We start from the raw sequence: 22,201 nt of genomic DNA on the forward strand, positions 1-22,201 counted from the left end.
GCAGCTCACAGAGCTACGCGGTAGCTCTTCCGCGGGGAGGTGCCTGAGTTCTGCCACCGACCCCTGGCAGCCTGGCACCTGCGCCTTGGTGTGGGGCGCCTAATCGAGTACCGGTGGCCCCGCCTCGATGCGCCGCAGCACCGGGGCCAGGCAGTCCACATCGGGGCCGGGATCGAGTTGCCTTTCGTCCCACCAGGTGGCACCCGCGTCGCGCAGCGGGCCGATCACGTCTTTGGCCTTGGCAGCGTCCGCCGGAGTGGCGCCGCCGACCACGAGGTCGAAGGGGCGCGGAGTGTCGCCTTCTCGATGACCGCCCACATAGGTGATCAACTCCCGCACGTCCTGGCGGTCCGGCGGGTATCCATGCAGGGCGTTCTTGAACAGAGGCACCGCGCCGTCCCACCGCGCGGCCCGTCGCATGGGCGGACGGTTCGGCCAGAATCCCCCGATCCACACCGGCGGCCGGGGCCGCTGCACGGTGGCGGGCTGCAGGCTCACGTTCCGCGCCTGGTAGTGCCGGCCGTGATGGTCGACGGCCTCGCCCGTCCAGAACCGCTCCAACAACTCCAGCCCTTCGTCCAGTCGCTCGGCGAGCACATGTCGATCGGTGGAGTCGCCGAAGCTGCCGTACTCGTCCTCGACCGGCCCGCCCAGCCCCGCGGCGAAGACAACCCTGCCTGCGCTGAGGTTGTCCAAGGTGGCCACCTGCCGCGCGAGTTGCTGCGGCCGATAACGAGCTACCGGAGTGAGCAGCGTCCCCACCCGGATCCGTGACGTCGCGAGTGCGGCCGCGGTCAGCAGCATCCACGCGTCCCCGAAGGGGCGCCCCGAGTACCCCGGTAATGGACGTGGTTCCAGACGAATAGCCCGTCCCACCCGGACTCCTCGGCCGCCGCCGCTACGGTTGCCACGTTTCGGGGGTCTGCGAAGTCGCCGAAGTTCGGGATATTGATCGAGAAGCGCATCCGGGCATCGTGAGCTACCACCACCTGCCCAGGCAATGGCTTGTGCGCGGTCACACAGTGGAATCCATCGGTGCTCCCGGCTGCGGGGCACCGAAGTACGAGCAGCCGGGGGCCGAGCGCGGAATCGAGCCTGGGGATGAGCGGGGGAGGACGGCTCCGCCTCCACCCCACCCCCGAACAGCACCGATACCAACTCACGGTGTGAATCACGATCTCCCTCAGCAAGAGCGAGCTACACCCTTCGTCAATTCGCGGGGATCTTCACATCAGGCACCGACAATGCGATCACTGAGCGAGGAGGACGCGTTTGCGGAGGAGTTCGAAGCCTGCGCGGCCGAACATCTGCCGCTTGAGCATCTTGATCCTGTTGACATGGCCCTCCACGACCCCTGAGTTCCAGGGCAGGGTGAGGAGGCCGGCGGTAGCGGCGTCGAGGTCGCGCAGAAGGTGCTGAGCGAAGTGGCGAAGGCTGGGCAGCTCGGTGGTGGTGCTGGCCGCTTCGATCCAGTCGGGGAGCCGGTCGCCGTGCAGCTGGGTGAGCATGTGGCCGAAGGAGCGCACGTGGCCGGGGCCCAACGCAGCGCGGCAGCGACCAGCCTTCGAGTGCCTCGCGCCGCACTTCGCCGCCGTTCACCAGCGGTCGAAGACCAGTCCGTCGATGCAGCTCAGCGAGTGTGAGTGGTGCGGTTCCCGACGTCGGTGACGCCGCGGTTGGCGAGGTACAGCCGTACGGCCTCGCGGCCGGCGTTCTCGCGGTACACGAGAATCTCGCGCAGCTCTTTGTCGCGCACGCTCTCGATGGCGCAAGCATGGCGGGCGAGCGAGCGCCGACGGCCCTCGCCGGTGAGTCGCTGTCGGGTGAGCGTCACCAGGCCGTCCACGAGTAAGCGGGATCCACCTCGAAGGTAGTCCGAGTTCCGTTCGTTGCCGATGCCGCGAGCTCTTCCCAGGGGCCAACTGGCATCGAACCGGCCAGCTCCTGCCGATATCCACGGCCTTCGAGTCAGACCTCGATGACGGTCCGCACGCTGAGGGCCGCTGCCGCGGCTGGGGCCCACCGCGCCTGATCGAGCAAGGAATCGTAGAAGCCAGGCACAGGTTTGCCGAGATGGTCGGCAGTGTGTACCTGATCATCCTCTACCGTGAAGCTGAGGTGAGAGCTGATCTCGACACCGACCCGTCCGTGGGAGCCGTCGCCGTGGTGCAACGCGTCCCACACCACCGCTTGAAGCACCTCGGTAGGGAGCTCAGGCTGTCTCGGACCCGGAAATACATGGTTGGACGGCTGTGAACGCTCTCCTCGAACGCCATCACCTTGATCTGGTCGGCCGTATAGCGCTCCGCTGGCCCTCCCCATCTCTGACCCGTCAGCCAGAGTCCTCCGATCCTGGCACCCACCATCGTGCATCGTGCGCGCTCTCCTCGATGTGCCGAGTGGGCGCCACCGGTGTCCGCCAAGGTGTCGGTGGCCAGGCTCGCGCTCTGGGGTTCGTCCGGCGGATCGTGGGCCGAGTCAGGCCCGGACCGAGGCGAGGGCCGGCCAGTGCCCTAATCGTGTTGACCGCCCCCGGCAGGCAGTGCTGGAGTCACCACGTGGACAGCATCCCCGCCAACCGGCGGCTCTGGAACCAGATCAGCAGCGCCTACCAGCACGAGCACGACCCGCAAATCGGCGCCACACCCCGGCTGTGGGGCATGTACTCCGTCCCCGACGCGCACCTGCACGCCCTGGGCGACGTCACCGGCAAGCGCGTCCTCGAACTCGGCTGCGGCGCAGGCCAGTGGTCCAGGGCGCTGGCCGCCGAGGGCGCCACCGTGGTCGGGCTCGACCTGTCCGAAGCCCAACTCGCCGCAGCCGCCCGCGCGATGGGACCGGCCCGCTACCCGCTGGTGCAAGGCGCCGCCGAACAACTCCCCTTCGCCGCCGACAGCTTCGACCTGGTGTTCTGCGACTTCGGTGGGCTCAGCTGGGCGCCCCCGCACCTGGCCGTCCCGCAGGCCGCACGTGTCTTGGTCCGAGGCGGGCGCCTGGTGTTCAACGTCGCCAGCCCATGGTTCGAAGCTTGCTACGACGAAGCCGCCAGCCGCGTGACCACGACGCTGCAGCAGGACTACTTCGGACTGAACACCATCGCCGAAGACGACGGCGCGACCAGTTATCAGCTCACCTACGGCGACTGGGTCAAGGTCCTGCGCGGCTCGGGTCTCATCATCGACGACCTCATTGAGCCGCGGCCCGAACTCGGAACACTCAACGGCTATAACAAAACCGACCCACCCGACTGGGCACACCGCTGGCCGGCGGAACTGCTCTGGGTAAGTCACAAACCGTAAGTTCCGCCGCGCCGAGACGTGAAGGCGTCCCCTCGCCGGACAGGGCAAAGCTCCCTGGAGCGTTTCGCCTGCCGGCACCGATGGCTACCGTGAGGGCGCGGGCGTCCATCCGGACTATCCGCTCCCAGGCGCTGTCGGCACCCTCGGCTACGAGTTCTGGTCGCGCGGTACTGGCTGAGACTCGGGCCCACCGGCACTCCGCTCTTCGCGGTTGGCGGGTCGGACCCGCGGCAGAGATGGGGGAGTGGAACGGCGAACGCACCTCCGGGGTCCCGTGAAGGACGTAGGCTGCCGCCGCGGGTGGCGGGGGCGGCGCCGCGGCGAGTTGGCTCAGGGCCCGGTCCATCTGCGTCCTGCGGAGTCTGCAGTGTGAAGTGAGCGGGTCCCGGACGGCCTGCGCAGCGAGTTGCCATCCCCACCGCCTGCCCGCGTGGGCAGCGCCCACTGCCTCCGGCTGCCGGGTGGCCTGGGGAGATCACGGCGGGCAGCGGAGGGGCACCCGCTTCCCCGAGGAAGTGGGACGCCCGGCACGCCCGTCGCTCAACGTCTTGCTAAGCGGGCAGCCGCCCACTTGAAGTCGCAGGTCAAAGGGCTGGCGTGCTCGGTTGTCGAAGTTCCCACCCTGCTCACGGGCGACTGTCGGATCGGTAGATTTTCCGGCGGCGCGATCGGTGCCTGAGCTCATGGCCGTGATTCGGTGTCGGGGCACCGCTCGTTCAGTCGCGGGCGGCTCGTTTCCTGGACCATGCGGTGGCGTCAGCTCCGTATCGAGCCAAGAGGCGCGCGAACTGGATCTGTTCCTCCGGTGACCAGGCGGTGGTGATCTCCTGGAACGCTGTGCGCTGCTCGGCGGCGAAGCGGCTGCGTTCGGCCTCGCCGTGCTCGGTGAGTTCGAGCACGGTGCGGCGTCCATCGGACTGGGACGCCGCCCGGCGCAGCAGCCCGTCCTCGATGCAGGCGGCGACGGTCCGGCTGGCCACCGGCTGGGCGACGCCCATCTCGGCGGCGAGGCCTCCGACGGTCGTCTCGCCCGGCGCGTCGGCGATCACATTGAGCACGAGGTTGCGGGAGAGGTCCTTGCCTGATGCCGGTGCACGTCGCCGCAGACGTGACAGCGCCGGGCCGATCTGGTCCAGCGCCTGGTCGTCGGAGGGCTGCTCGGAGAGGGGCGCGCTGCTCATGGGGCCGATTCTAGGCCCGTCCCGCACATTTGCATACCAGTAGACAAGTGCATAGCATCAGGTATGTAAATTTGGACGAGCGACGAAACGAGGCGGACCGCTATGGCGCTCACCGCGATCACCAACGCGCAGATCTTCGACGGAGAGAAGGCGGTCGGCGTGCAGACCGTCGTCATCGACGGCGGGAAGATCGCCCGCATCGGGGGCGACGCTCCTCAGGGCATCGAGATCGTGGACGGCGGCGGCGCCACCCTGCTGCCGGGACTCATCGATGCCCACGTCCACTCCGCCCCCGGTTCCCTGGCGCTCGCCCTGCGGTTCGGGGTGACGACCGAACTGGAGATGCAGGGGATGAACACCCGGGAGAACCGAGGGCTCATCACCGACGACGACACGCAGGCTGACGTGCGCTCGTCCGGCTTCGCCATCACCCCGCCGGGCGGTCACCCGAGCGAGCTGATGCCCGAAGGGTTCCGGCCGAAGTGGGATCTGCCCCCGGTGATGCCCCTCATGCCGTTCTCCACCACGCCCGAGGAAGCGGCCGCCTTCGTGCCCCAACTGCTCGGCCGCGGTTCCGACTTCATCAAGTTCATGATCGACGACGGCAGCGTGGAGGGGCACCCCGGGCTGCCCGCGCTCGATCAGGCCACCGTGAACGCAGGGGTGGCCGCAGCCAAGAAGTACGGCGCCCTCACCGTGGCCCACGCGCTGACCCTGGAGGCCACCAGGATGGCCGCCGAAGCCGGCATCGACGGCCTCACCCACGTGTTCATGGACCAGCCGCACACCGCCGAGATCATTGCCCTCATGAAGGATGCGGGCATGTTCGTCACTCCCTGCATCACTCTCAATGCCTCGATGATGGGGATCACCGGCAGCGAACTCGCCGACGACCCCCGGGTCGCCGCACGCCTCGACAGCAAGTGGGACCAGACCCTGCGCTCCAGCTACAACCGCTACCCGCAGGGCAAGCTCGACGACGTGTACGACACCGTGCGCGCCCTGGACGCCGCCGGCGTCGACGTGCTGGCCGGCACCGACGTCTCCATGCCCGAGACGTTCTTCGGGGGCCTGGCACACGGAGCGAGCCTGCACCACGAACTGCAATACCTCGTGGCTGCCGGCCTCACACCCGAACGGGCCCTGCGCGCGGCCACCGCGACCACAGCCCGCCGCTTCCGCCTCGGCGACCGGGGCCGCATCGCCGAAGGGCTCCGCGCCGACCTCCTGCTGGTCGACGGCGACCCGACCAGCAACATCAGCGACACCCTCAACACCCGCGCCATCTGGCGCCGCGGCACCCGCCTGGCGGCATGACATCAGTACTTGTCCCTGATGGAAGGGCTCAATTGTCCGGTTCTTGCTCGCCGGGGTACGGCCCTGGTGTCCTAGCCCGGACCCCAGGGAACAAAGAACTCGCTAGTAGCTTTCGCGGCTCATTACGCGTTCGCTGCCGTGGTCTTGCCGCATCTGCGGGCGGACGCGTGGCCTTCGAGGGTGCGGGCGCGGATGTACTCGCGCTCCATGCCGGACATCGCGGCGAGCGCGGTGAAGACGACTCCGGACGGGTCGTGCGAGCCCCTGAGCTCTCCGGTGAGGAACTCCAGGCCGATGTCGCTCGCCCTCAGCTCCTCGGCGAGCATGGCCAGTTAGATGCCGCGGCCGAGCCACTTGTGCTTGTGTACGACGAGCGTGACGGCGACGCCGGAGGGGCGGATCTCCCCGGCGAGCTTCACGGCTGCGTCCAGCTCGGGGCGCGTGGTGGCGCGGGTGGAGATCTTCTCCGAGAAGACCCGGGTGACCCCGGCATCGGCGAGCGAGTCCAGTTGTGCGTCCAGTGGCCTGCGGTTGAGGCGCGGACGTGGCCAAGGCGGACGTGCCCGTCCGGCAGGGCGGACCCGACGGGGCGGCGCAGGTGGACATCGGGCAGTGGTGCGATTCCACGTGCTTGAAGTCGGTGAGCACGCCTCGAACTGTTTCCTGAGGCTGTTTCATGCGTCTCAAGGCGTTTGCAACAACCTATGAAACATGATCGTCGCAGGTGGAGTGCCGCGCGGGCGGGTGCTTCATGTGTGACCACCTGCGAGACACACGGAGGCGAGGCCGACCCATCGCCGCCGGTCTCCACGTTCCGTCGCCTGGTCAGCGGTGGGGCTGGCGCTGTGTGGCGTGGATGGAACCGAGCAGATTGAGGGACTGGGCGCTGGGGCTGCCTGGTTCGGCGTGGTAGATGACGAGCTGCTGGCCGGGGGCGTCGCGTACGTCGAATGCCTGGTAGGTGAGGGTGAGGGGGCCGACGTCCGGGTGGAGGAAGTGTTTGGCGTCCTGGGTCTTGCCGCGCACGGTGTGGGAGCTCCAGAGGCGGGTGAAGTCCGCGCTGTGCTCAGTGAGGGTGCGGACGAGTTCGCGCAGCCGTGGGTTGTCCGGGTCGAATCCGGTTGCCTCGCGAAGGTTGGCGACGGTGGCCTGTGCCGCCCGGTCCCAGTCCGTGTAGAAGTTGCGGCCCGCAGGGTCCAGGAAGGTCATGCGGGCCAGGTTGTCCGCCGGTTCGAACGGGGCGTAGAGGGCATCGGCCAGGGCGTTGATGGAGAGGAGTTCCAGGGTCCGGCTCATGACGAACGCTGGAGTGTTGGGGTAGCCGGACATCAGCTGTCGCAGCGCCGGGCTGACCCGCTCGGCGGCGTGGGCGGAGGGCCGGTCGTTCGGTGTGGCCCCGGACAGCCGGTACAGGTGCGCGCGGGCGCCATTGTCGAGGTGCAGCGCGCGGCTGAGCGCGTCGACCACCTGGGCTGAGGGGTTGTGTTCGCGGCCTTGTTCGAGGCGGGTGTAGTAGTCGGCGTTCACTCCGGCCAGGACGGCGACCTCTTCGCGGCGCAGTCCGGCGACTCTGCGGGCTCCGTAGCTCGTCATGCCGACGTCCTGCGGCTGCAGGCCGGCGCGGCGTGCTCGCAGGAAGTCTCCCAGGTGGTTGCCGTCCATGTGTTCAGGCTAGGCCGTGGCCCGGGGCGCTGCCTGGGTGTGGCACGTCCAGGCAGCAAGCGTCCTGGTTGGTGGCCGCTGACCTGCCCAGACTCGGTGGAGCGGGGAGGACCGCACCGTCTGAGGAGAGGAGTCCGCCATGGCCGGGGCCGTTGAGGGCGACCGCGTCGACGTGGTCGGGATGTGCGTGACCGCGGATGGTCACATCCGGCGGGAGCTGCTGCCGGATGGCCGCTGCCTGGAAGCCCGCGGCGAGCGGCGCTGCGCGTACACCGGCCGGTACACGGTGACCGGCAGCCACCTGGACTACGTCGACGACACCGGGTTCACCGCCACGGGCGACATCCGGGACGGAGTGCTCCATCACGAGCACGTCGTGCTCCATCGGGAGCGGAAGCCGTCGTAGAGGAGGCCGGGCCGCGGCGCCTGGTCACCGGAAGGCGAATCCGCCGTCGGCGGACCCATGAGTCCCCCACAGCAGTCAGCCGGTATCAACGAGAAGCAAGGACCATATCCATGACAGGACCACGACTTGACGGCAAGGTCGCGCTGATCACGGGCGCGACCGGCGGCCTCGGCACAGCGACCGCCGAACTCTTCGCCCGCGAAGGCGCACGGCTGGTGATCACCGATGTCGCCGAAGGCCCGCTGCGAGGTCTGACCGAGCGGCTGGAGGCAGGCGGCGCGGAGGTCGTCGCCGCCCGCCTCGATGTCTCCTCCGCGCGGGAGTGGGACGACGTGATCACGCTTGTGCGCGACCGGTTTGCCACGCTGGACGTGCTCGTGAACCTCGCCGGCATCCTGGACTGGCCAGGTATCGAAGACACGCGGGAAGAGGTGTGGGACCGCGTCATCGACGTGAACCAGAAAGGCACCTGGCTCGGCATGAAGGCGGCGATGCCGCTCCTGCGTGCGAGCGGCAATGCGTCGGTGATCAATACCTCGTCCGTACTCGGCCTGGTGGGAAGCGGTGCGGCCGCGGCTTACCAAGCATCCAAGGGGGCCGTACGCCTGCTGAGCAAGACCGCCGCGGTCGAGTACGCCCGGCAAGGAGTACGGGTCAACTCGGTGCATCCCGGGGTGATTGCCACACCGATGATCCAGGACCTCCTGGACGACCAGGGAGACCAGCAGCCGGACGTCCAACGCACCCCCATGCGCCGGGCCGGCCACGCCGACGAGGTCGCACCCGCGATCCTCTTCCTCGCCTGCGACGACTCCTCGTTCGTCACCGGCTCGGAGTTGGTGGTCGACGGCGGCCTCACCGCGCACTGAACAGCCCAGCCGCGCGACGACCACGACGGCCTGCCTCGAACGCCGCACCCCGTGAGCGCGTCAACGGCTTGGCCCACCTGCCCCGTTCACCCACTGCACAGCTTCAGGCAGCCCGCACCGGTGCCTGCCCTCACACTCACCTTCTCCAGGGACCACACCGTGACACCTGCAACCGCGTCCGCCGAAGCATCCCAATCCACCGAGTTCGCCGGGAAGACCGCCCTAGTCACCGGGGCCGCGCGCGGCGTGGGCAAGGAGACCGTGGCGCTTCTCCACGCCCGCGGCGCCCGCGTCGTCGCCGTCGACCTACGTCCTGACATCACGACTCTGCCGGACGAGTTTCCCGGCGTACTCGCGATGCGCGGCGACATCACGCGGGAAGAGACCGCCGCCCGCGCGGTGCAATCGGCCTTGGGTACCTTCGGAGGACTGGACATCCTGGTGAACAACGCCGGACGTACCTTGAACAAGCCCATTACCGAAACCACCGCCGAGGACTGGGACGCTGTGATGGCGGTCAACGCCCGCGGCGCGTTCTTCTGCGCCCGCGAAGCATTCCGGGTCATGAAGAGCCGTGGCGGCGGTGCCATCGTCAGTACCGGGTCCTATGCCAGCACCGTCGCCCTGCCCGAAGGCGTCGCCTACAGTGCGTCGAAGGGCGCTCTGGCCCAACTGACCAAGGTGTTCGCCGTCGAGGGCGGGCCACTGGGCATCCGCGCCAATCTCGTTGCCGCAGGCGTCATCGAGACCGATTTCCTCGACACGATCCGCCCCGACAGCCGCTCATACCTGGCGTCCTTCGCCGAGGCGCAGCCCCTGGGCCGAGTCGCGCAGCCCGAAGAGATCGCCGAGGTCCTGTGCTTCCTGGCTTCACCACGCTCCAGCTTCATCACAGGAGCCGTGGTCGCCGCTGACGGCGGCTTCACCGCGGTATAGGGCCGCATCAGGCGAGTTCGCGATCCCGGCCCACACTCGCGAAGATCTTGTACGGGCACTGAGGTGCGCCTGGCCTGGTCGTCGCGCGCTGCTGTGTGCTCTGGTGACGACTTCGGCACCCAGGCGGTGACAACCATCGCGCCCAACTCGACGCTCGGCCCCAGGTCGCCAGGGGTCTGTGCCAGATACCGCGCACCGTCACAACCGTCATGTGATCAGTCGTTCTCCGCCGCAAGGTTTGTGCGCATCAAGCCGCGCAGGACTTTGAAGTCCTCCTCGAGCTTCATGCGAACGGCGTGTGCCTCGGCATCGGTGGGTTCCTTACCGGCTGCATAGTGATCGCGCAGGCGACGCATGGACCGAAAAGCCTCGGCGGCGGCTGTTTCGACATTGGGCGGCGCCTCCAGCCGCAAACGCTCCAGCGCGGCGTGAACGCCCGAGGACCTGAATGCCTCGCGAGTCACTGAGTCTCGCGCCGCCGAACTCGGCTGGTCGCCCAGGCTCACGGAGCGGATGGCCTCGCCAGCTTCGTTCATGGCTGTCATGAACGAGGTGTAGGTCTCCCTCCGGACCTCCAGCGCCCGACTGGATCGTTCTCGGTGCCAGCGGTTGCGATCCGCGATGACGGTGGCCGTGATGCCGATCGCGGCGCCGACAGCAGTCGACAACACTGAGCTCCAATCCATGCGCTCAGGGTGGTGGACGCGCGGACGATGCACCAGAGGATCTGCCGTCCCAAAGCCTGAGCGGCCAACTATCGCTGAGCAGAGTGGCCAGGTGCCGCGCCGCGCAGCACTGCAACCGGCCGCCCTGTGAAGTGATGTGGCCAGCTACCGCTGAACGTCACAGTGGCGCAGCTGTCAGCGCGTGTTCTCCACCCGTGCTGCCGAGGCGGTACACGTACGTCCTGTCCGCAACCGAGCTGAGATAACTGAACTCCTGGCCCTCAACTGGTCCTGAGCGCGACGATGGCCAACTGAAGTGCACCGTCTTTGAACCCTGTGGAGCGGCGGAGGAGGTGCTGGGGCCGGTGCATATCGGTCCGCCAACCGTCGCGCTCGGGCTCGGACACATGCCACGGATGCGGCCAAAGTGATGCACTTCGATGGTTGTTGATGTGGGTGGCGATGTGAATATCTACTGGTGATCCCTGCACGTCGGCAGGGGAACGGGGATAGCTGATTCCGGCAATCGGGCCGTCAGGGGGAGGAGGGTGGGGTTGGGATCCCTCCGGGATCTGGTGCTCGTCAGGAAGGTGTCCTGATGAAGGCTTCGTCGGCTGAACAGAGTGCGGTGATCGCGGAGATCGTGGACGCGGTCCGTGAGGTGAGTTACTGGCGGGCGGGCGTCCTGATGGAATGGTTCGTGCGGGACGCGGACCTGGGCAGCCTGTGCGCTCTGCGTACGGCCCTCGCCAACGATGGCCCGGTTGACGCCTGGCGCGGGGACACAATGGCTGCCCTCCGCAGGGTGTCCCCGCGCCTTTTCGTCCTCCCCTTTTGGGGCGAGCGGGAGTTGCCCTAAGGGTCGGCGGGAAGGGCGGGGCTGGAGCCTCTTCAGCGCGGACAGGTGCGAATGCCTTCTCGTAGTCGGCGCCCGGCGGGTGGAACGGCACGGCGGCGAAAGGCTCTTGGTGGTTGGTCGTGCATCACGGCGGTCCCTCCTGCGCTCGTCGGCCCGCATCGTCGTACCCGCCGCCACAGGCCACAACGGCGGCCCGGTGCGCGTCCCGGCGGGCCGGGCAGGGGAGAATGAGGGGCGTACACAACGGTCGACCTTGTGGAGGAGCGGGGAGATGCAGGACGAGCGAGCGGGGCAGGTCGCCGGGCCCGAGGACCTCATCGATGTGGCCCGCCTGGTCACGGCGTACTACGCACTGCACCCCGACCCGGACGAACCGGTGCAACGGGTGGCGTTCGGCACCTCGGGACACCGCGGTTCGTCCCTTGCGGCGGCCTTCAACGAGGATCACATCGCCGCCACCAGCCAAGCCATCTGCGAGTACCGCGCCGCGCAGGGCACCGACGGCCCCCTCTGCCTCGGTGCCGACACCCACGCCCTGTCCGAGCCCGCCCGGATCACGGCGCTGGAGGTGTTCGCGGCCAACGACGTGAGCGTTCTCATCGACGAGGCCGACGGCTACACGCCCACCCCGGCGGTGTCGCTCGCCATCCTCACCCACAACCGGAACCGCACCTCCGGTCTCGCCGACGGTGTGGTGGTCACCCCCTCGCACAACCCGCCCGCCGACGGCGGCTTCAAGTACAACCCGCCGAGCGGCGGCCCGGCCGGTTCCGAGGCGACCTCCTGGATCCAGGACCGGGCCAACGAGATCATCGCCGGCGGCCTGAAGGGCGTACGGCGCATCCCGTACAGCCGTGCGCTGACCGCCCCCGGCACCGGCCGCTACGACTTCCTCGGCGCCTACGTCGCCGACCTGCCGAACGTGCTGAACCTCGAGGCGATCCGGGCCGCCGGCGTGCGCATCGGCGCCGATCCGCTGGGCGGCGCCTCGGTCGCCTACTGGGGCCGCATCGCCGAACAGCACGCGCTCGACCTGACGGTGGTCAACCCGCTGACCGATCCCACCTGGCGCTTCATGACGCTCGACTGGGACGGCAAGATCCGCATGGACTGCTCCTCGCCGTACGCCATGGCCTCGCTCATCGAACAGCGTGACCGCTACGACATCGCCACCGGCAACGACGCCGACGCCGATCGGCACGGCATCGTCACGCCGGACGCGGGCCTGATGAACCCCAACCACTATCTGGCCGTGGCGATTTCGTACCTGTTCTCGCACCGGGAGCAGTGGCCCGCGGGCGCCGGGATCGGCAAGACCCTGGTGTCGTCCAGCATGATCGACCGGGTCGCGGAGGACGTAGGTCGCCCGCTGGTCGAAGTCCCCGTCGGATTCAAGTGGTTCGTGGACGGCCTGTCCGACGGCACGCTCGGCTTCGGCGGCGAGGAGTCGGCGGGGGCGTCCTTCCTGCGCCGGGACGGCTCGGTGTGGACGACCGACAAGGACGGCATCATCCTGGCCCTGCTCGCCTCGGAGATCACGGCGGTTACGGGCAAGACCCCGTCGCAGCACTACGCCCAGCTCACCGACCGCTTTGGCGCCCCGGCCTACGCGCGCGTCGACGCCCCGGCCTCCCGCGAGGAAAAGGCGCTGCTCGCCAAGTTGTCCCCGCGCCAGGTCGCCGCCGACACCCTCGCCGGAGACCCGGTCACCACGGTCCTCACCGAGGCACCGGGCAACGGTGCCGCCCTCGGCGGCATCAAGGTCGCTACCGCCAACGCCTGGTTCGCGGCCCGGCCTTCGGGCACCGAGGACGTCTACAAGATCTACGGGGAGTCCTTCCTCGGGCAGGATCATCTGCGCCTGGTCCAGGAGGAGGCCAGGTCCGTGGTGCTGGCGGCCCTGGGCGCCTGACGTGGATGAGGCAGTGATGACGGCGCTCGTCGCCGCGGCGGCCGCGATCGGCGCGGAGCGCTGACGGGGGTGTTCACCTTTGTCGCCGCCTGACGCCAGGCCGCGGCCGCCGGTTGGCCGTGGACGCTGGACTCCCCGACGCCTGAGGAGGGTTGCTGTCGGCTTTGGCGGCCCAGGCGCCCCGCGCGACTTCGGCGCAGACGGTGGGTCGGCTGCGCACGAGGGGACTGCCGACGAGGGTTGAGCGTCTGGCCCAGCCGGGTCTGTATCAGCGTCAGTTCGCCCTACCACTCGACGTTGGTGCCAGGTACAGACCGTCGTGGCCGCAAGCACCTATCGGTCTCCTTACCTGCGTCGACCTCCACCCTGAGGGCCCGTACCGGAGCGGCTGGTACCGCGCTGGAACAGCTTCCACAACCCGTCCGAGGCCTGTGCGTGCCGATAATTACGCCCCTGCAGGTCAGGAAGCATGGTGGTACTCGTGGAGCACGCCGCCGAGACGGTCGCGTCGGCGTATGTCTAGGCGCTCGATCTGTACTGGTTCGAGCGGTTCGGGGACGGCGTGGAGAGGTGCGGCAGCCTGAAGTGTGCGGTGGGTGCGGTGATGGTTGTAGTGCTGCTCATACTCGTGGAGCGCTCGCCGCAGGTGGGCTTCGTTCCAGAGCAGGGCGCGGTCGAGGAGTTCACGGCGCAGGCTGCGAACCCAGCATTCCATGATTGAGTTCATGCGTGGCGTGCGGAGGGCGGTGAGCACGGTACGGATCCCGGCCTGAGAGAGGATCTCGTCGATGACGGCGGGTATTGACGCTGCCCGGTGAGGGTGACGGTCTCGATGAAGTCCATCGCGAGGATCGCCTCGGCCTGGGACTGCAGGAAGGTGGTGGCCCAGGTGACGTTCGAGCGTTGGGTTGCAGGGGCGATGCCTTCGGCCTTGAGGATTTCCCAGATGGTGGAGGGCGCCAGCTTGATGCCGAGGAGCGGGAGTTCGCCGTGGATGCGCCGGTATCCCCAGGCTGGGTTTTCCGAGGCGAGGGGGAGTGTGAGGCTGCGGACGGAGGCGATTGTGCGGGGCGGCCTGGACGCGGGTTGCGGCTGAGGCGGGTGTGACGGTTATTCATGAAGTCGCGCTGCCAGCGCAGGACAGTGTCCGGGGAGACGATGAGCCGTAGCCGGCGCAGGGCGGTTCGTGGCAGCGGGGCGAGGAGAGCGGCCAGGAAGGCGCGGTCGGCCCGCCTGCAATCCGGGGCGCTGATTGCCGAGCCGACGTTGCAGGACGGCGAGCTGGTGACGCAGCGCGAGGATCTCGACGTCCTTGTCGTGGTCGTTCATCGGGATCAGCCGCAGGGCGGTGAAGGCGTGAGTGACGGCGATGCAGGCCAGTCGAAGGAGCATGGGCATTGATCATTGCCGTCCGCTGTCGTTGGCGCGATAGCGGTGCTGAACTGCACCGACGTAATATTCGGCACCCACAACCCTCATCCAGCAGCCGGGTGGCTTCGGACAGCTTGCTGATCCACCGGTAGGGGTCCCGAGCATGCCCGTCGACCATGCTGCCGCACCGGGAAACTCCAAGATCCCCGACAGAGTCGAGCTCAAGAAGTGGGAGCCGGCGCTGCCGGCCCCACTCTTGCGCGACGCGACGTGTCGAGTAGAGATCAGCCGCCGGACTGCACGGGCTCCAGCTTGATGCTGAAATGGCGAAGGATCGGCGACTGACCCACGATGCGGTAGCCGTGCACCGATTCGGGGTTTTTGGCTATGTCGGCCAGGGTGGCGGCGACATGGTCGTAGTGGCTGCGGGTGTAGACCCGACGGGGGAGTGCCAGCCGCACGAGTTCATAAGGTGCGGTCTTGATGGAGTTGCCTTGTTCGTCCTCTTCCCCGAGGTACAGGCTGCCCAGCTCCGCCGAGCGGATGCCTCCGCGTAGGTAGAGCTCACAGACCAATGCGGTGCCTGGGTACTGGTGCGGGGGGATGTGGGGCAACAGCCGCCCGGCGTTGACGTAGAGGGCGTGCAGGCCTGCCGGCTCCACGATGTCGACTCCGGCCTCGCGGATGCGCGCGGCGAGGTAGGCGGCTATGTCGGCGCGTTCGGCGAGGTAGGCCGATTCGGTGACTTCCACAAGTCCGCGGGCCATCATGTCGAGGTCACGGCCGGCGAGGCCGCCGTAGGTGGTGAAGCCCTCGGTGGCGATGAGCAGGCCCGCGCACTTCTCGGCGAGTTCAGGGTCCTTGAGACCGATGAAGCCGCCGATGTGGACGATGCCGTCCTTCTTCGCGCTCATGACGCAGCCGTCCGCAAGGCGGAAGGTTTCCTCGGCGACCTGGCGGGGGGTGCGGTTGGCGTAGCCGGGCTCGCGCTGGGTCACCAGCCAGGCGTTCTCCGCGAAACGCGCGGCATCCAGGATCAGGGGGACGTCGTGGCGGCGGCACAGCTCGGCGGTCCGGTACAGGTTCTCCATGCTGACCGGCTGGCCACCGCCACCATTGTTGGTGATGGTCATCAGCACGGCCGCCACGGGCGCTTGATGCGCGTTCTCCAACGCCTGCTCGAGGGCGATCAGGTCGATGTTGCCCTTGAACGGGTAATCGCTGTCGAGGTCCTTCGCCTCGGCGCAGGGCAAGTCGTAGGCCTGGCAGCCGGTCAGTTCGACGTTGGCGCGGGTGGTGTCGAAGTGGGTGTTGGACAGCACGCTCGTGCCGGGCTTGAGCAGGGCGGAGAACAGGATGCGCTCGGCGGCGCGGCCCTGGTGTGTCGGCAGGATGTGGGGATATCCGGTGAGTTCGGAGACGACCTCGTGCCACCGGTAGTAGCTGCGGCTGCCGGCATAGGACTCGTCGCCGTGCATGCCCGCGGCGAGCTGGTCCGCGGAGATGGCACCGGTCCCCGAGTCGCTCAGCAGGTCGATGGTGACCTCGTCGGCACGCAGATCGAAGGGGTTGTAGGCGACCCGCTTCAGCGCGGCCTCGCGCTCCGCTCGGGTGGTGAACGCGATCGGTTCTACAACTTTGATGCGATACGGTTCCACGAGACTTCCTTTGGTGCGGTGTGCGGGATGGCATGATCGGCGGCCCTGCGACCGGAGTTCAGAGCGCTCTGGGTGTGTTGTGCAGCTGACAGGCCGACTTGCGCGTACTGCTCTGTCGGCGCCCTGGTCAGATAGGCCTCAGAGGACAGATAGGCCGTGATGCGGGGCTGCCGGTTTCGCTCGTGCACGAGAGCGAGGTAGGCGATCAGCCCCACACCGTCGGTGAGCTGTCGCTGTGTGAGAGCGCGCAGGCTCCGGCGCAGGACCGTGGGGTCCATGCCGAACCGGGTCAGCAGGGCGGTTGCCCGGTCGAGGGCCTCCTCGTCGTCGCGCACGTAGTCACGGACGGGGATGTGGAGCGTGAAGCCGCTGGGGTCGCTGTCGCCTTCAGTGAAGGAATGGCAGGTGAGCGCGGACCGCCGCAGCAGGCGCGGCGTACCGTCCCCGTGCTGCCCGGATGGCGGCAGGTGTCCGGCGGCCGCGTGGAAGAAGTGGCGGATGTCTGCCGCTGCGGCCCCGGAGGCATGGCTGAGCGCGCAGGCGTCGTCGGCCGACATACGCGGGTGCTTCACGTAGACCTTGACGCGAGGTGACTCCCAGGAGCCCAGGTCCAGTGCGAGGAACGGATAGCCCGCCGCGGGGGGAAGCTGCGCGAAGGCCTTGTCGTAGCCAAGTCGGCGTAACGCTTCTTGCACGGTGTGTGCAGCGTGCTCGGGTCCGGCGGCGGAGGGGTTCAGATAGACCTTGACGCCGGGGACCCCTCCCGCGCGCAGATCGAGCGCGTACCACAGTGACAGCGGCCCCTCGGCCGTAGTGGGGAGGAACAAGTCGTGCAGGGCGTCGAGTTGATGGGTGGAAAAGTTCCAGCGGGCGGCCATCGCGTGGATGGCCTCGAGTCCGGCGCGGCCGCTGTCGCCCATGTCCTCGTGGGTCCATCCGGGCTCCACGAGCACCCGCAGTGCCGGGGCGGCGTCCGACGTGCAGGCCAGGGAGAACTCGACGGGGGTGTGGTCGTCGGAGAGGAAGCTGGGCGACGCCGGGGGCAGAGACAACGGTCGCCGGGCGGAGTCCGCGAGGGAGTCGAGCAGGACCTGCCCGTACAGCGCGGTGTCCGCCTCGCTCAGGCCCACCGCGGCGCCGAGGCGCTGTAGTTGACCCAGCACGTGATCGCCGAGCGTTGCCTTACCGGGTTCGTCTGCCGGTATGCCCGCCTCCGGCAGGGACGTCATCGCGTTCCTCGCACGGCACGGCGCAAGAAGCCTCTGTACGGCGCGGAGGTACGGGGACGTGCTGCGCCAACCAGGCGGGAGACGAGGGCCGATCCGTCGTAAGCCACGGATATTCGGCCCTGCGCCTTTTCGGGGTCGTCGCACCCGCACGAGTTCCTGCTGCTGGATGTGGTGCGCCGTTGGCCCGGCCGGTTGCCTGCGGAACGGGGCGCGGAGGTTGCGAGGTTCACTGCCTCTCCTTCATCTCGTGTCACTCCAGACACTCCGCGCTGTCCTACCCCAGCAGTTGATCTTTCATGCAGGCTACAACAACTGCCCGTGTCGCCTGCATCACAGGGGGTGCACCGGCTACTGGCCCGTCAGCCACCTCACGAAGCTGCTCCAGCGCGCCGGCTTGCCGGTGGCCTGCGGCTCCGTGGGCGCGGGCGTGGGCGCCAGGGGAGGGTGCGCCTGGTGGCGAGGGGACGCGGCCGTCGGCTCAGGCGCGGCCGCGGGGCGCGGGGTGACCGCACCGAAGCGGACGGGCAGGCTGGCCAGAGCTCGGTTGAAGGGGCCGGGCCGCCAGGCGAGGCTGTCCGCGGGGACCGCGAGTTCAACGTCCGGCAGCGCGTTGAACAGAGCTTCCAGGCCGGTCAGGGCGATGAGCCTGGCCGGTTCCTTGGACGGGCAGGCGTGCGGGCCTGCGCTCCAGGCCAGGTGACCGCGGGTGTCGGCCCCCTGGTCCGCGAGCGCCGTATTGGCGGCACCGAAGGACACCAGGACCAGCTCACCGGCGCGGACCTTGTCGCCGGCCACGTCTGTGTCGGAGACCGGGTAGTGCGGCGCGTAGTTGGACATGGGCGCGTTGCGCCACAGGGTGTCATCGAGGGCCTTGTCGAACTGACCGTTGCGCGCGTACTCCTCAACGGTCAGCATCGTGTAGAAGGCGTTGCCGATGAGGTTGCCTTCCGGCTCGCCGCCCGCGCCGAGGAGCAGCACCAGCGTGTGCGCCAGTTCCTCGTCGGTCAGCTGTGCCGGGTGCTGCATCAGGTAGGACGTGATGTCCTCCCCGGGATGGACGCGCTTGAGTGCCACCAGCTCGCCCACCGCCTGGAGCAGGACCTGGCTGGCCTGCTCGGCATTGACGCCGTCGAACATGCCGGAGATGCCGAACAGGACCCGGTCGCCGATCTCCGCCGGGCAGCCGAAGAGTTCGTTGAAGACGTACAGGGGGAGCTGTTGCGCGTAGTCCCTGAGCAGGTCGGCACTGCCGCGAGCGCTGAACTGGTTGATGAGGAACTGGGCGGCCTGGTTGACGATGCGGCTCAGCCGGCTGTTGCTGACGCGGGCGAAGCTCTCGGTGATGGCCTGCCGCAGTCGCACGTGCTCGGCGCCGTCGGTGAACATGCAGTTCGGCCGGTAGGCCAGCAACGGCAGGACCGGGCTGTCGGCGCGGATGAGGCCCTCGTTCAGCGCACGCCAGCGGCGCGCGTCCTTGCGGAAGGTAGTGGGATCCTGCAACAGCTCAAGAGCCGCGTTGTAGTCGGTCACCAGGGTCGCCTCCACGCCGGGCGCGATGGTGACCGGCGCCGTGGGGCCGAGCTGGTGCATGTAACGGTAGTACGCGTGCGGGTTGGCGGCGAACTCCGGGGTGTCAAGGGATATGCGCTGCCCACTGCCGTGTGCGGGGCAGCCGGGCGGAGGTACGGGAGGGGTTGTCATGCGTGCTCCAGGGCGGCGCGCTTTTGCAGATAGCGGACCATGGTGATCAGGGCGTTGACGGACGACGCTTTGTCGCGCGCGTCGATGGTGACGACCGGGGTGTCGGGCAGCAGGTCGAGCGCCTCCCGGACTGCTTCGGGGGTGTGTACCGCGCTGCCGTCGAACTGGTTGAGGGCCACGGCGAAGTCGAGGCCGTAGCTCTCGACCAGATCCATGACCTCGAAACTGTCGGCCAGTCGCTCGGGGTCCACCAGGACCAGGGCGCCCAGCGCTCCGCGGGCCATGTCGTCCCACAGATTGACGAACCGCTGCTGGCCCGGTGACCCGAACAGATACAGCACGATGCGCTCGCTGAGGGTCAGGCGACCGAAGTCCAGGGCGACCGTAGTCGTGGTCTTCCCCTGCACTCCCTTGAGGTCGTCGACTCTCTCCGAGAGGCTCGTCATCTGCTCCTCGGTGGACAGCGGCGCGATCTCGGAGAGCGAGCCGATCAGAGTGGTCTTGCCGACGGCGAAGTGCCCGACGACCAGGATTTTCACCGCAGTCTGCTGTGCACCGCCGGGCACGTAGGCGTCCTCAGACAGAGAGAGCCTTGAGACCATCGAGCACCTCCTGAAGCAAGGCCTTGTTGGCGAGACGAGCCGAGGGAACCGGCGCACGGGTGACCAGGTAGCCCCCCTCGGCGAGGGAACTGAGCAGCACCTTGACGACACCCAGAGGCAGTTGAGAATGGGCGGCGATCTCAGCGACCGAGAGGTAGCCGCTGGAGCACATCTCCAGGATCTGCTGCTCCTCGGGCGAGAGCCGCTGGGGGCGCTGCTGATCATCGGTGGATGTCGTGACGAGAGTGATGAGGGCGAATACGCCCTCATCGAGCAGGTCACGCCCACGGGTGATGACATAGGGCCGGACTAATTCTCCGGCCTCGGACACGAGCTCGGGCTCGGTACGGTCCGGATCCGTCATGAGGTGACCGTGTCGGTGCGGCGGCCGGTCGACATGGCCTTGCCCAGCCGGCTGACCAGCTGCTGCATCCGATATGTGATGTCTCCCATGTCGACCTCGGCGGACGCTGCCACGGCGAGGTAGGAGCCACCTCCTGCGGCATTCAGGAACACCCAGCCACCGTCGAACTCGATGAGCGTCTGGCGCCAGGTCGTGCCGTCGTCACCACAGAAGAATCCGACGGACCGGCTGAGCGACTGCAGTCCACTCACGGCGGCGGCCACCTTGTCGGCGTCGTCCCGGCCGATCTCCGCGGTGCGGGACATCTGCAGGCCGTCAGCAGAGATCAGGACCGCGTGCAGGGCATGGGGAATCGCCAGCGCGTCCTCGAGCATCCAGGACAGGTCGTCGCTCACGGGGCATCGAATCCTTCGTGTGTATCGGCAGGAGTGTCGCGTTCGGCGGCCGGTACCCCCGCACTTCGGCCGCTGAGAGTGCCGCGCTGAAATGCGCCCATGGCCGCCACCCGTGCCTCCGCCGACCGGGCCGGCGGCGCAGTCGCTTCATCGGGCTGGTTGTCCGGCACGAGTGCCATGGCGCGGCGCTTGTTCTGTCGCCGGGGCAGGTCGCCCGCTGTCGTCGCGGGAGCCGAACCGCTTTCCCCTGTGCCCGCGTTGGCTCCTTGCGTTGCGGCGGGCCTCGCGGGTTCCGGCATGTCGGTCAGCAACTCCTTCGGCACCATCACCACCGCTCGGACGCCGCCGTAGGGAGAAGTGCTGTCGATGGTGACCGTGAACCCGAAGCGCGCGCACAGCGCACCGATCACCGCGAAACCGAACGCGGGAGGATTGCCGAGTTCGGAGACGCTCACCGCGGACCCACTGGACAGCAGAGCTGTGGCGGCCGTCTTCTCTTCCTCGCTCATCCCGACGCCTGCATCGTCGATCACGATGCACATGCCCTTGGGCACCGTCCGCACTTCGACGTCGACCATGGAGGACGGCGCCGAATAGCTGGTGGCGTTGTCGAGCAGTTCGGCCACCGTCAGCGCGACCGGCTCGACGGCGCGGCTGGTCACCGCGATGTCCACCCGCGAGGCGATGTCGATGCGCTGGTAGTGCCGGATACGGCCCTGAGCTGCGCGGATCACGTCGTAGATGGATGCCGCATCCCGCTGCCGGCCGAGCCACCCACCGCAGAGCACGGCAATGGACTGTGCACGCCGGTTGAACTGCGAGTTCATGTGGTCGACGTCCAGCAGATCTCGCAGCACGGCCGAATCGCCGTACTTCTTCTGCAGCCCGGAGATGGCCCGCTGCTGTTCCGCCGCGAGGCCCTGAAGGGTCTGCATCGCAGACTTCAGTACGGTGTTGGTGGCGTTCTCCGCCTCTTCCTTTGCCTGTCGGACCACCTCGTCGTAGCCCCTGCGGAGCTCTGCGATGGTGGATTGGAGGTCAGCGTGGCTGCCCTGAAGTTCGGTCAGATCGCTTTCGAGTCCCCGCTTCTGACGGCGCAACGACTCACTCGTTTTTCGCTGGCGAACGACCACCATGGTGGCGACAGGGACGCCGGCAGCAAGCGCCCAGACCGTCGGATCCTGCAAAATTGTCATGTGACTCTCTTTGAGCGGCTGGAGTCCAGCTCTCGGAATCTATCCATGCGGACTCTCGACGTGGGCAGCCTTCACCACCCGGAGAGCCCCCTGGCTGTAGCCAAGCCGAGGAAAAAGTCCACGTGGCATGTGCCCGAGATTGTAACACCAAACGATCATGACACTTTGTCAAGTACGCCACGCCGTAGCCACGTTGGCGAAAAAGTCATGCTCAGGTCAGTGGAGAAGATGTGAGCGCGACGTGGAGACTCGCAGCAGCCGGCCGTGCACTGAGTCGCCCAGCAGTGTGCTGTCCGAGTTTCCGCAGCGCAGAGAGCCCTCACCTTGTGACCGGATGCCCGCACCGGAACACGGGCCGGCAAGGCGAAGCACGGACCAGAGGCGTCCGCTCAGCGCAAGATGGCTAATTTGGGCGCGGCTGGGGGAGTGCGAGGCGTCGACGCAGGCGTGCGCGCAGCGGGGCATCAAGTCACCACGCCCTGGCCGACCTTGACGCCCTCGTGGGCCTGGGATCCACTGCCCGCCGGCAGATCCGGATTGCGGAACCCGTGCCGTCGGATGAACTGTCCGAGGAGCGGG

At 68.1% G+C, this 22,201-nt stretch carries 21 protein-coding genes and 2 pseudogenes; 8 read left to right on the forward strand and 15 right to left on the reverse strand.

From position 1 onward, the window contains the following. Positions 1-99: 99 nt before the first annotated feature. The 3 genes and pseudogenes from ABZ833_RS37000 to ABZ833_RS37010 all read right to left on the reverse strand — a co-directional run. Positions 100-965 (reverse strand): annotated as a pseudogene (locus ABZ833_RS37000) (LLM class flavin-dependent oxidoreductase). A 285-nt stretch (positions 966-1,250) separates the two neighbouring features. Then, complete coding sequence (locus tag ABZ833_RS37005) at positions 1,251-1,508, reverse strand: hypothetical protein (protein ID WP_361056738.1); 258 nt, start codon at positions 1,506-1,508, stop codon at positions 1,251-1,253. Positions 1,509-1,560: 52 nt separating this feature from the next. Then, positions 1,561-1,849, reverse strand: a pseudogene (locus tag ABZ833_RS37010) (TetR family transcriptional regulator); the annotation flags it as partial. Between the two features lie 709 nt (positions 1,850-2,558). On the opposite strand from ABZ833_RS37010, the gene ABZ833_RS37015 reads away from it, so the two are divergent. Next, on the forward strand, positions 2,559-3,299 hold the full coding sequence (locus ABZ833_RS37015) for a class I SAM-dependent methyltransferase (RefSeq protein ID WP_361056522.1): 741 nt from the start codon (positions 2,559-2,561) through the stop codon (positions 3,297-3,299). 716 nt (positions 3,300-4,015) lie between these two features. On the opposite strand, the gene ABZ833_RS37020 is transcribed toward ABZ833_RS37015, so the two are convergent. After that, positions 4,016-4,480: a MarR family winged helix-turn-helix transcriptional regulator gene (locus tag ABZ833_RS37020; RefSeq protein ID WP_361056525.1), complete on the reverse strand. Its 465-nt coding sequence runs from the start codon at positions 4,478-4,480 to the stop codon at positions 4,016-4,018. Between the two features lie 102 nt (positions 4,481-4,582). Between ABZ833_RS37020 and ABZ833_RS37025 the strand changes: the two genes are divergently transcribed. Then, positions 4,583-5,797: an amidohydrolase family protein gene (locus tag ABZ833_RS37025; RefSeq protein ID WP_361056528.1), complete on the forward strand. Its 1,215-nt coding sequence runs from the start codon at positions 4,583-4,585 to the stop codon at positions 5,795-5,797. A gap of 122 nt (positions 5,798-5,919) precedes the next feature. On the opposite strand, the gene ABZ833_RS37030 is transcribed toward ABZ833_RS37025, so the two are convergent. Both ABZ833_RS37030 and ABZ833_RS37035 read right to left on the reverse strand, forming a co-directional pair. Beyond that, entirely contained in the window at positions 5,920-6,123 is a 204-nt protein-coding gene (locus ABZ833_RS37030) for a recombinase family protein (RefSeq protein WP_361056531.1), read from the reverse strand. Positions 6,124-6,622: 499 nt separating this feature from the next. After that, positions 6,623-7,459 (reverse strand): helix-turn-helix transcriptional regulator, encoded by an 837-nt coding sequence (locus tag ABZ833_RS37035; RefSeq protein WP_361056534.1) that lies wholly within the window; start codon positions 7,457-7,459, stop codon positions 6,623-6,625. A 139-nt stretch (positions 7,460-7,598) separates the two neighbouring features. Between ABZ833_RS37035 and ABZ833_RS37040 the strand changes: the two genes are divergently transcribed. The 3 genes from ABZ833_RS37040 to ABZ833_RS37050 all read left to right on the forward strand — a co-directional run bounded on the left by ABZ833_RS37040 (position 7,599) and on the right by ABZ833_RS37050 (position 9,670). Further along, positions 7,599-7,865 (forward strand): Atu4866 domain-containing protein, encoded by a 267-nt coding sequence (locus ABZ833_RS37040; RefSeq protein ID WP_361056537.1) that lies wholly within the window; start codon positions 7,599-7,601, stop codon positions 7,863-7,865. Between the two features lie 110 nt (positions 7,866-7,975). After that, positions 7,976-8,734 (forward strand): glucose 1-dehydrogenase, encoded by a 759-nt coding sequence (locus ABZ833_RS37045; RefSeq protein ID WP_361056540.1) that lies wholly within the window; start codon positions 7,976-7,978, stop codon positions 8,732-8,734. A gap of 159 nt (positions 8,735-8,893) precedes the next feature. After that, positions 8,894-9,670, forward strand: coding sequence for an SDR family oxidoreductase (locus tag ABZ833_RS37050; RefSeq protein WP_361056543.1), 777 nt, complete (start codon positions 8,894-8,896; stop codon positions 9,668-9,670). A gap of 215 nt (positions 9,671-9,885) precedes the next feature. Here the strand turns inward: ABZ833_RS37050 and ABZ833_RS37055 are convergent, their stop codons facing one another. Beyond that, the gene (locus tag ABZ833_RS37055; protein ID WP_361056546.1) at positions 9,886-10,356 is read right to left on the reverse strand and encodes a hypothetical protein; all 471 of its coding nucleotides are present in this window, start codon (positions 10,354-10,356) and stop codon (positions 9,886-9,888) included. Positions 10,357-10,933: 577 nt separating this feature from the next. On the opposite strand from ABZ833_RS37055, the gene ABZ833_RS37060 reads away from it, so the two are divergent. Then, complete coding sequence (locus ABZ833_RS37060) at positions 10,934-11,194, forward strand: hypothetical protein (RefSeq protein WP_361056549.1); 261 nt, start codon at positions 10,934-10,936, stop codon at positions 11,192-11,194. A 271-nt stretch (positions 11,195-11,465) separates the two neighbouring features. Further along, positions 11,466-13,106 carry a phosphoglucomutase (alpha-D-glucose-1,6-bisphosphate-dependent) gene (gene pgm / locus ABZ833_RS37065; protein ID WP_361056552.1) on the forward strand — a complete coding sequence of 547 codons (1,641 nt, stop codon included), beginning with the start codon at positions 11,466-11,468 and terminating at the stop codon, positions 13,104-13,106. Positions 13,107-13,566: 460 nt separating this feature from the next. On the opposite strand, the gene ABZ833_RS37070 is transcribed toward pgm, so the two are convergent. Then, entirely contained in the window at positions 13,567-13,821 is a 255-nt protein-coding gene (locus ABZ833_RS37070) for an integrase core domain-containing protein (protein WP_361056555.1), read from the reverse strand. Between the two features lie 443 nt (positions 13,822-14,264). Between ABZ833_RS37070 and ABZ833_RS37075 the strand changes: the two genes are divergently transcribed. Then, positions 14,265-14,507, forward strand: a complete 243-nt coding sequence (locus tag ABZ833_RS37075; RefSeq protein WP_361056558.1) for a hypothetical protein — start codon at positions 14,265-14,267, stop codon at positions 14,505-14,507. A 254-nt stretch (positions 14,508-14,761) separates the two neighbouring features. Here ABZ833_RS37075 and ABZ833_RS37080 read toward each other — a convergent pair whose 3' ends face one another. From ABZ833_RS37080 to ABZ833_RS37110, 7 genes are all read right to left on the reverse strand, one after another. Then, positions 14,762-16,135 (reverse strand): tryptophanase, encoded by a 1,374-nt coding sequence (locus ABZ833_RS37080; protein WP_361056561.1) that lies wholly within the window; start codon positions 16,133-16,135, stop codon positions 14,762-14,764. Beyond that, on the reverse strand, positions 16,108-17,364 hold the full coding sequence (locus ABZ833_RS37085; protein ID WP_361056564.1) for a tryptophan dimethylallyltransferase family protein: 1,257 nt from the start codon (positions 17,362-17,364) through the stop codon (positions 16,108-16,110). Before ABZ833_RS37085 ends, ABZ833_RS37080 begins: the two co-directional genes overlap by 28 nt. Positions 17,365-17,712: 348 nt before the next feature. Continuing rightward, positions 17,713-19,065 (reverse strand): cytochrome P450, encoded by a 1,353-nt coding sequence (locus ABZ833_RS37090; protein ID WP_361056567.1) that lies wholly within the window; start codon positions 19,063-19,065, stop codon positions 17,713-17,715. Further along, positions 19,062-19,667, reverse strand: coding sequence for an ATP/GTP-binding protein (locus tag ABZ833_RS37095; protein WP_361056570.1), 606 nt, complete (start codon positions 19,665-19,667; stop codon positions 19,062-19,064). Before ABZ833_RS37095 ends, ABZ833_RS37090 begins: the two co-directional genes overlap by 4 nt. Continuing rightward, positions 19,642-20,031, reverse strand: a complete 390-nt coding sequence (locus ABZ833_RS37100) for a DUF742 domain-containing protein (protein ID WP_361056573.1) — start codon at positions 20,029-20,031, stop codon at positions 19,642-19,644. Before ABZ833_RS37100 ends, ABZ833_RS37095 begins: the two co-directional genes overlap by 26 nt. Beyond that, the gene (locus tag ABZ833_RS37105) at positions 20,028-20,426 is read right to left on the reverse strand and encodes a roadblock/LC7 domain-containing protein (protein WP_160509868.1); all 399 of its coding nucleotides are present in this window, start codon (positions 20,424-20,426) and stop codon (positions 20,028-20,030) included. The genes ABZ833_RS37100 and ABZ833_RS37105 overlap by 4 nt, the downstream gene beginning before the upstream one ends. Beyond that, on the reverse strand, positions 20,423-21,622 hold the full coding sequence (locus ABZ833_RS37110) for an ATP-binding protein (RefSeq protein ID WP_361056577.1): 1,200 nt from the start codon (positions 21,620-21,622) through the stop codon (positions 20,423-20,425). The genes ABZ833_RS37105 and ABZ833_RS37110 overlap by 4 nt, the downstream gene beginning before the upstream one ends. Positions 21,623-22,201 lie beyond the last annotated feature (579 nt).

Source organism: Streptomyces sp. NPDC047525 (assembly GCF_040643025.1).
Classification (GTDB): domain Bacteria; phylum Actinomycetota; class Actinomycetes; order Streptomycetales; family Streptomycetaceae; genus Streptomyces; species Streptomyces durmitorensis.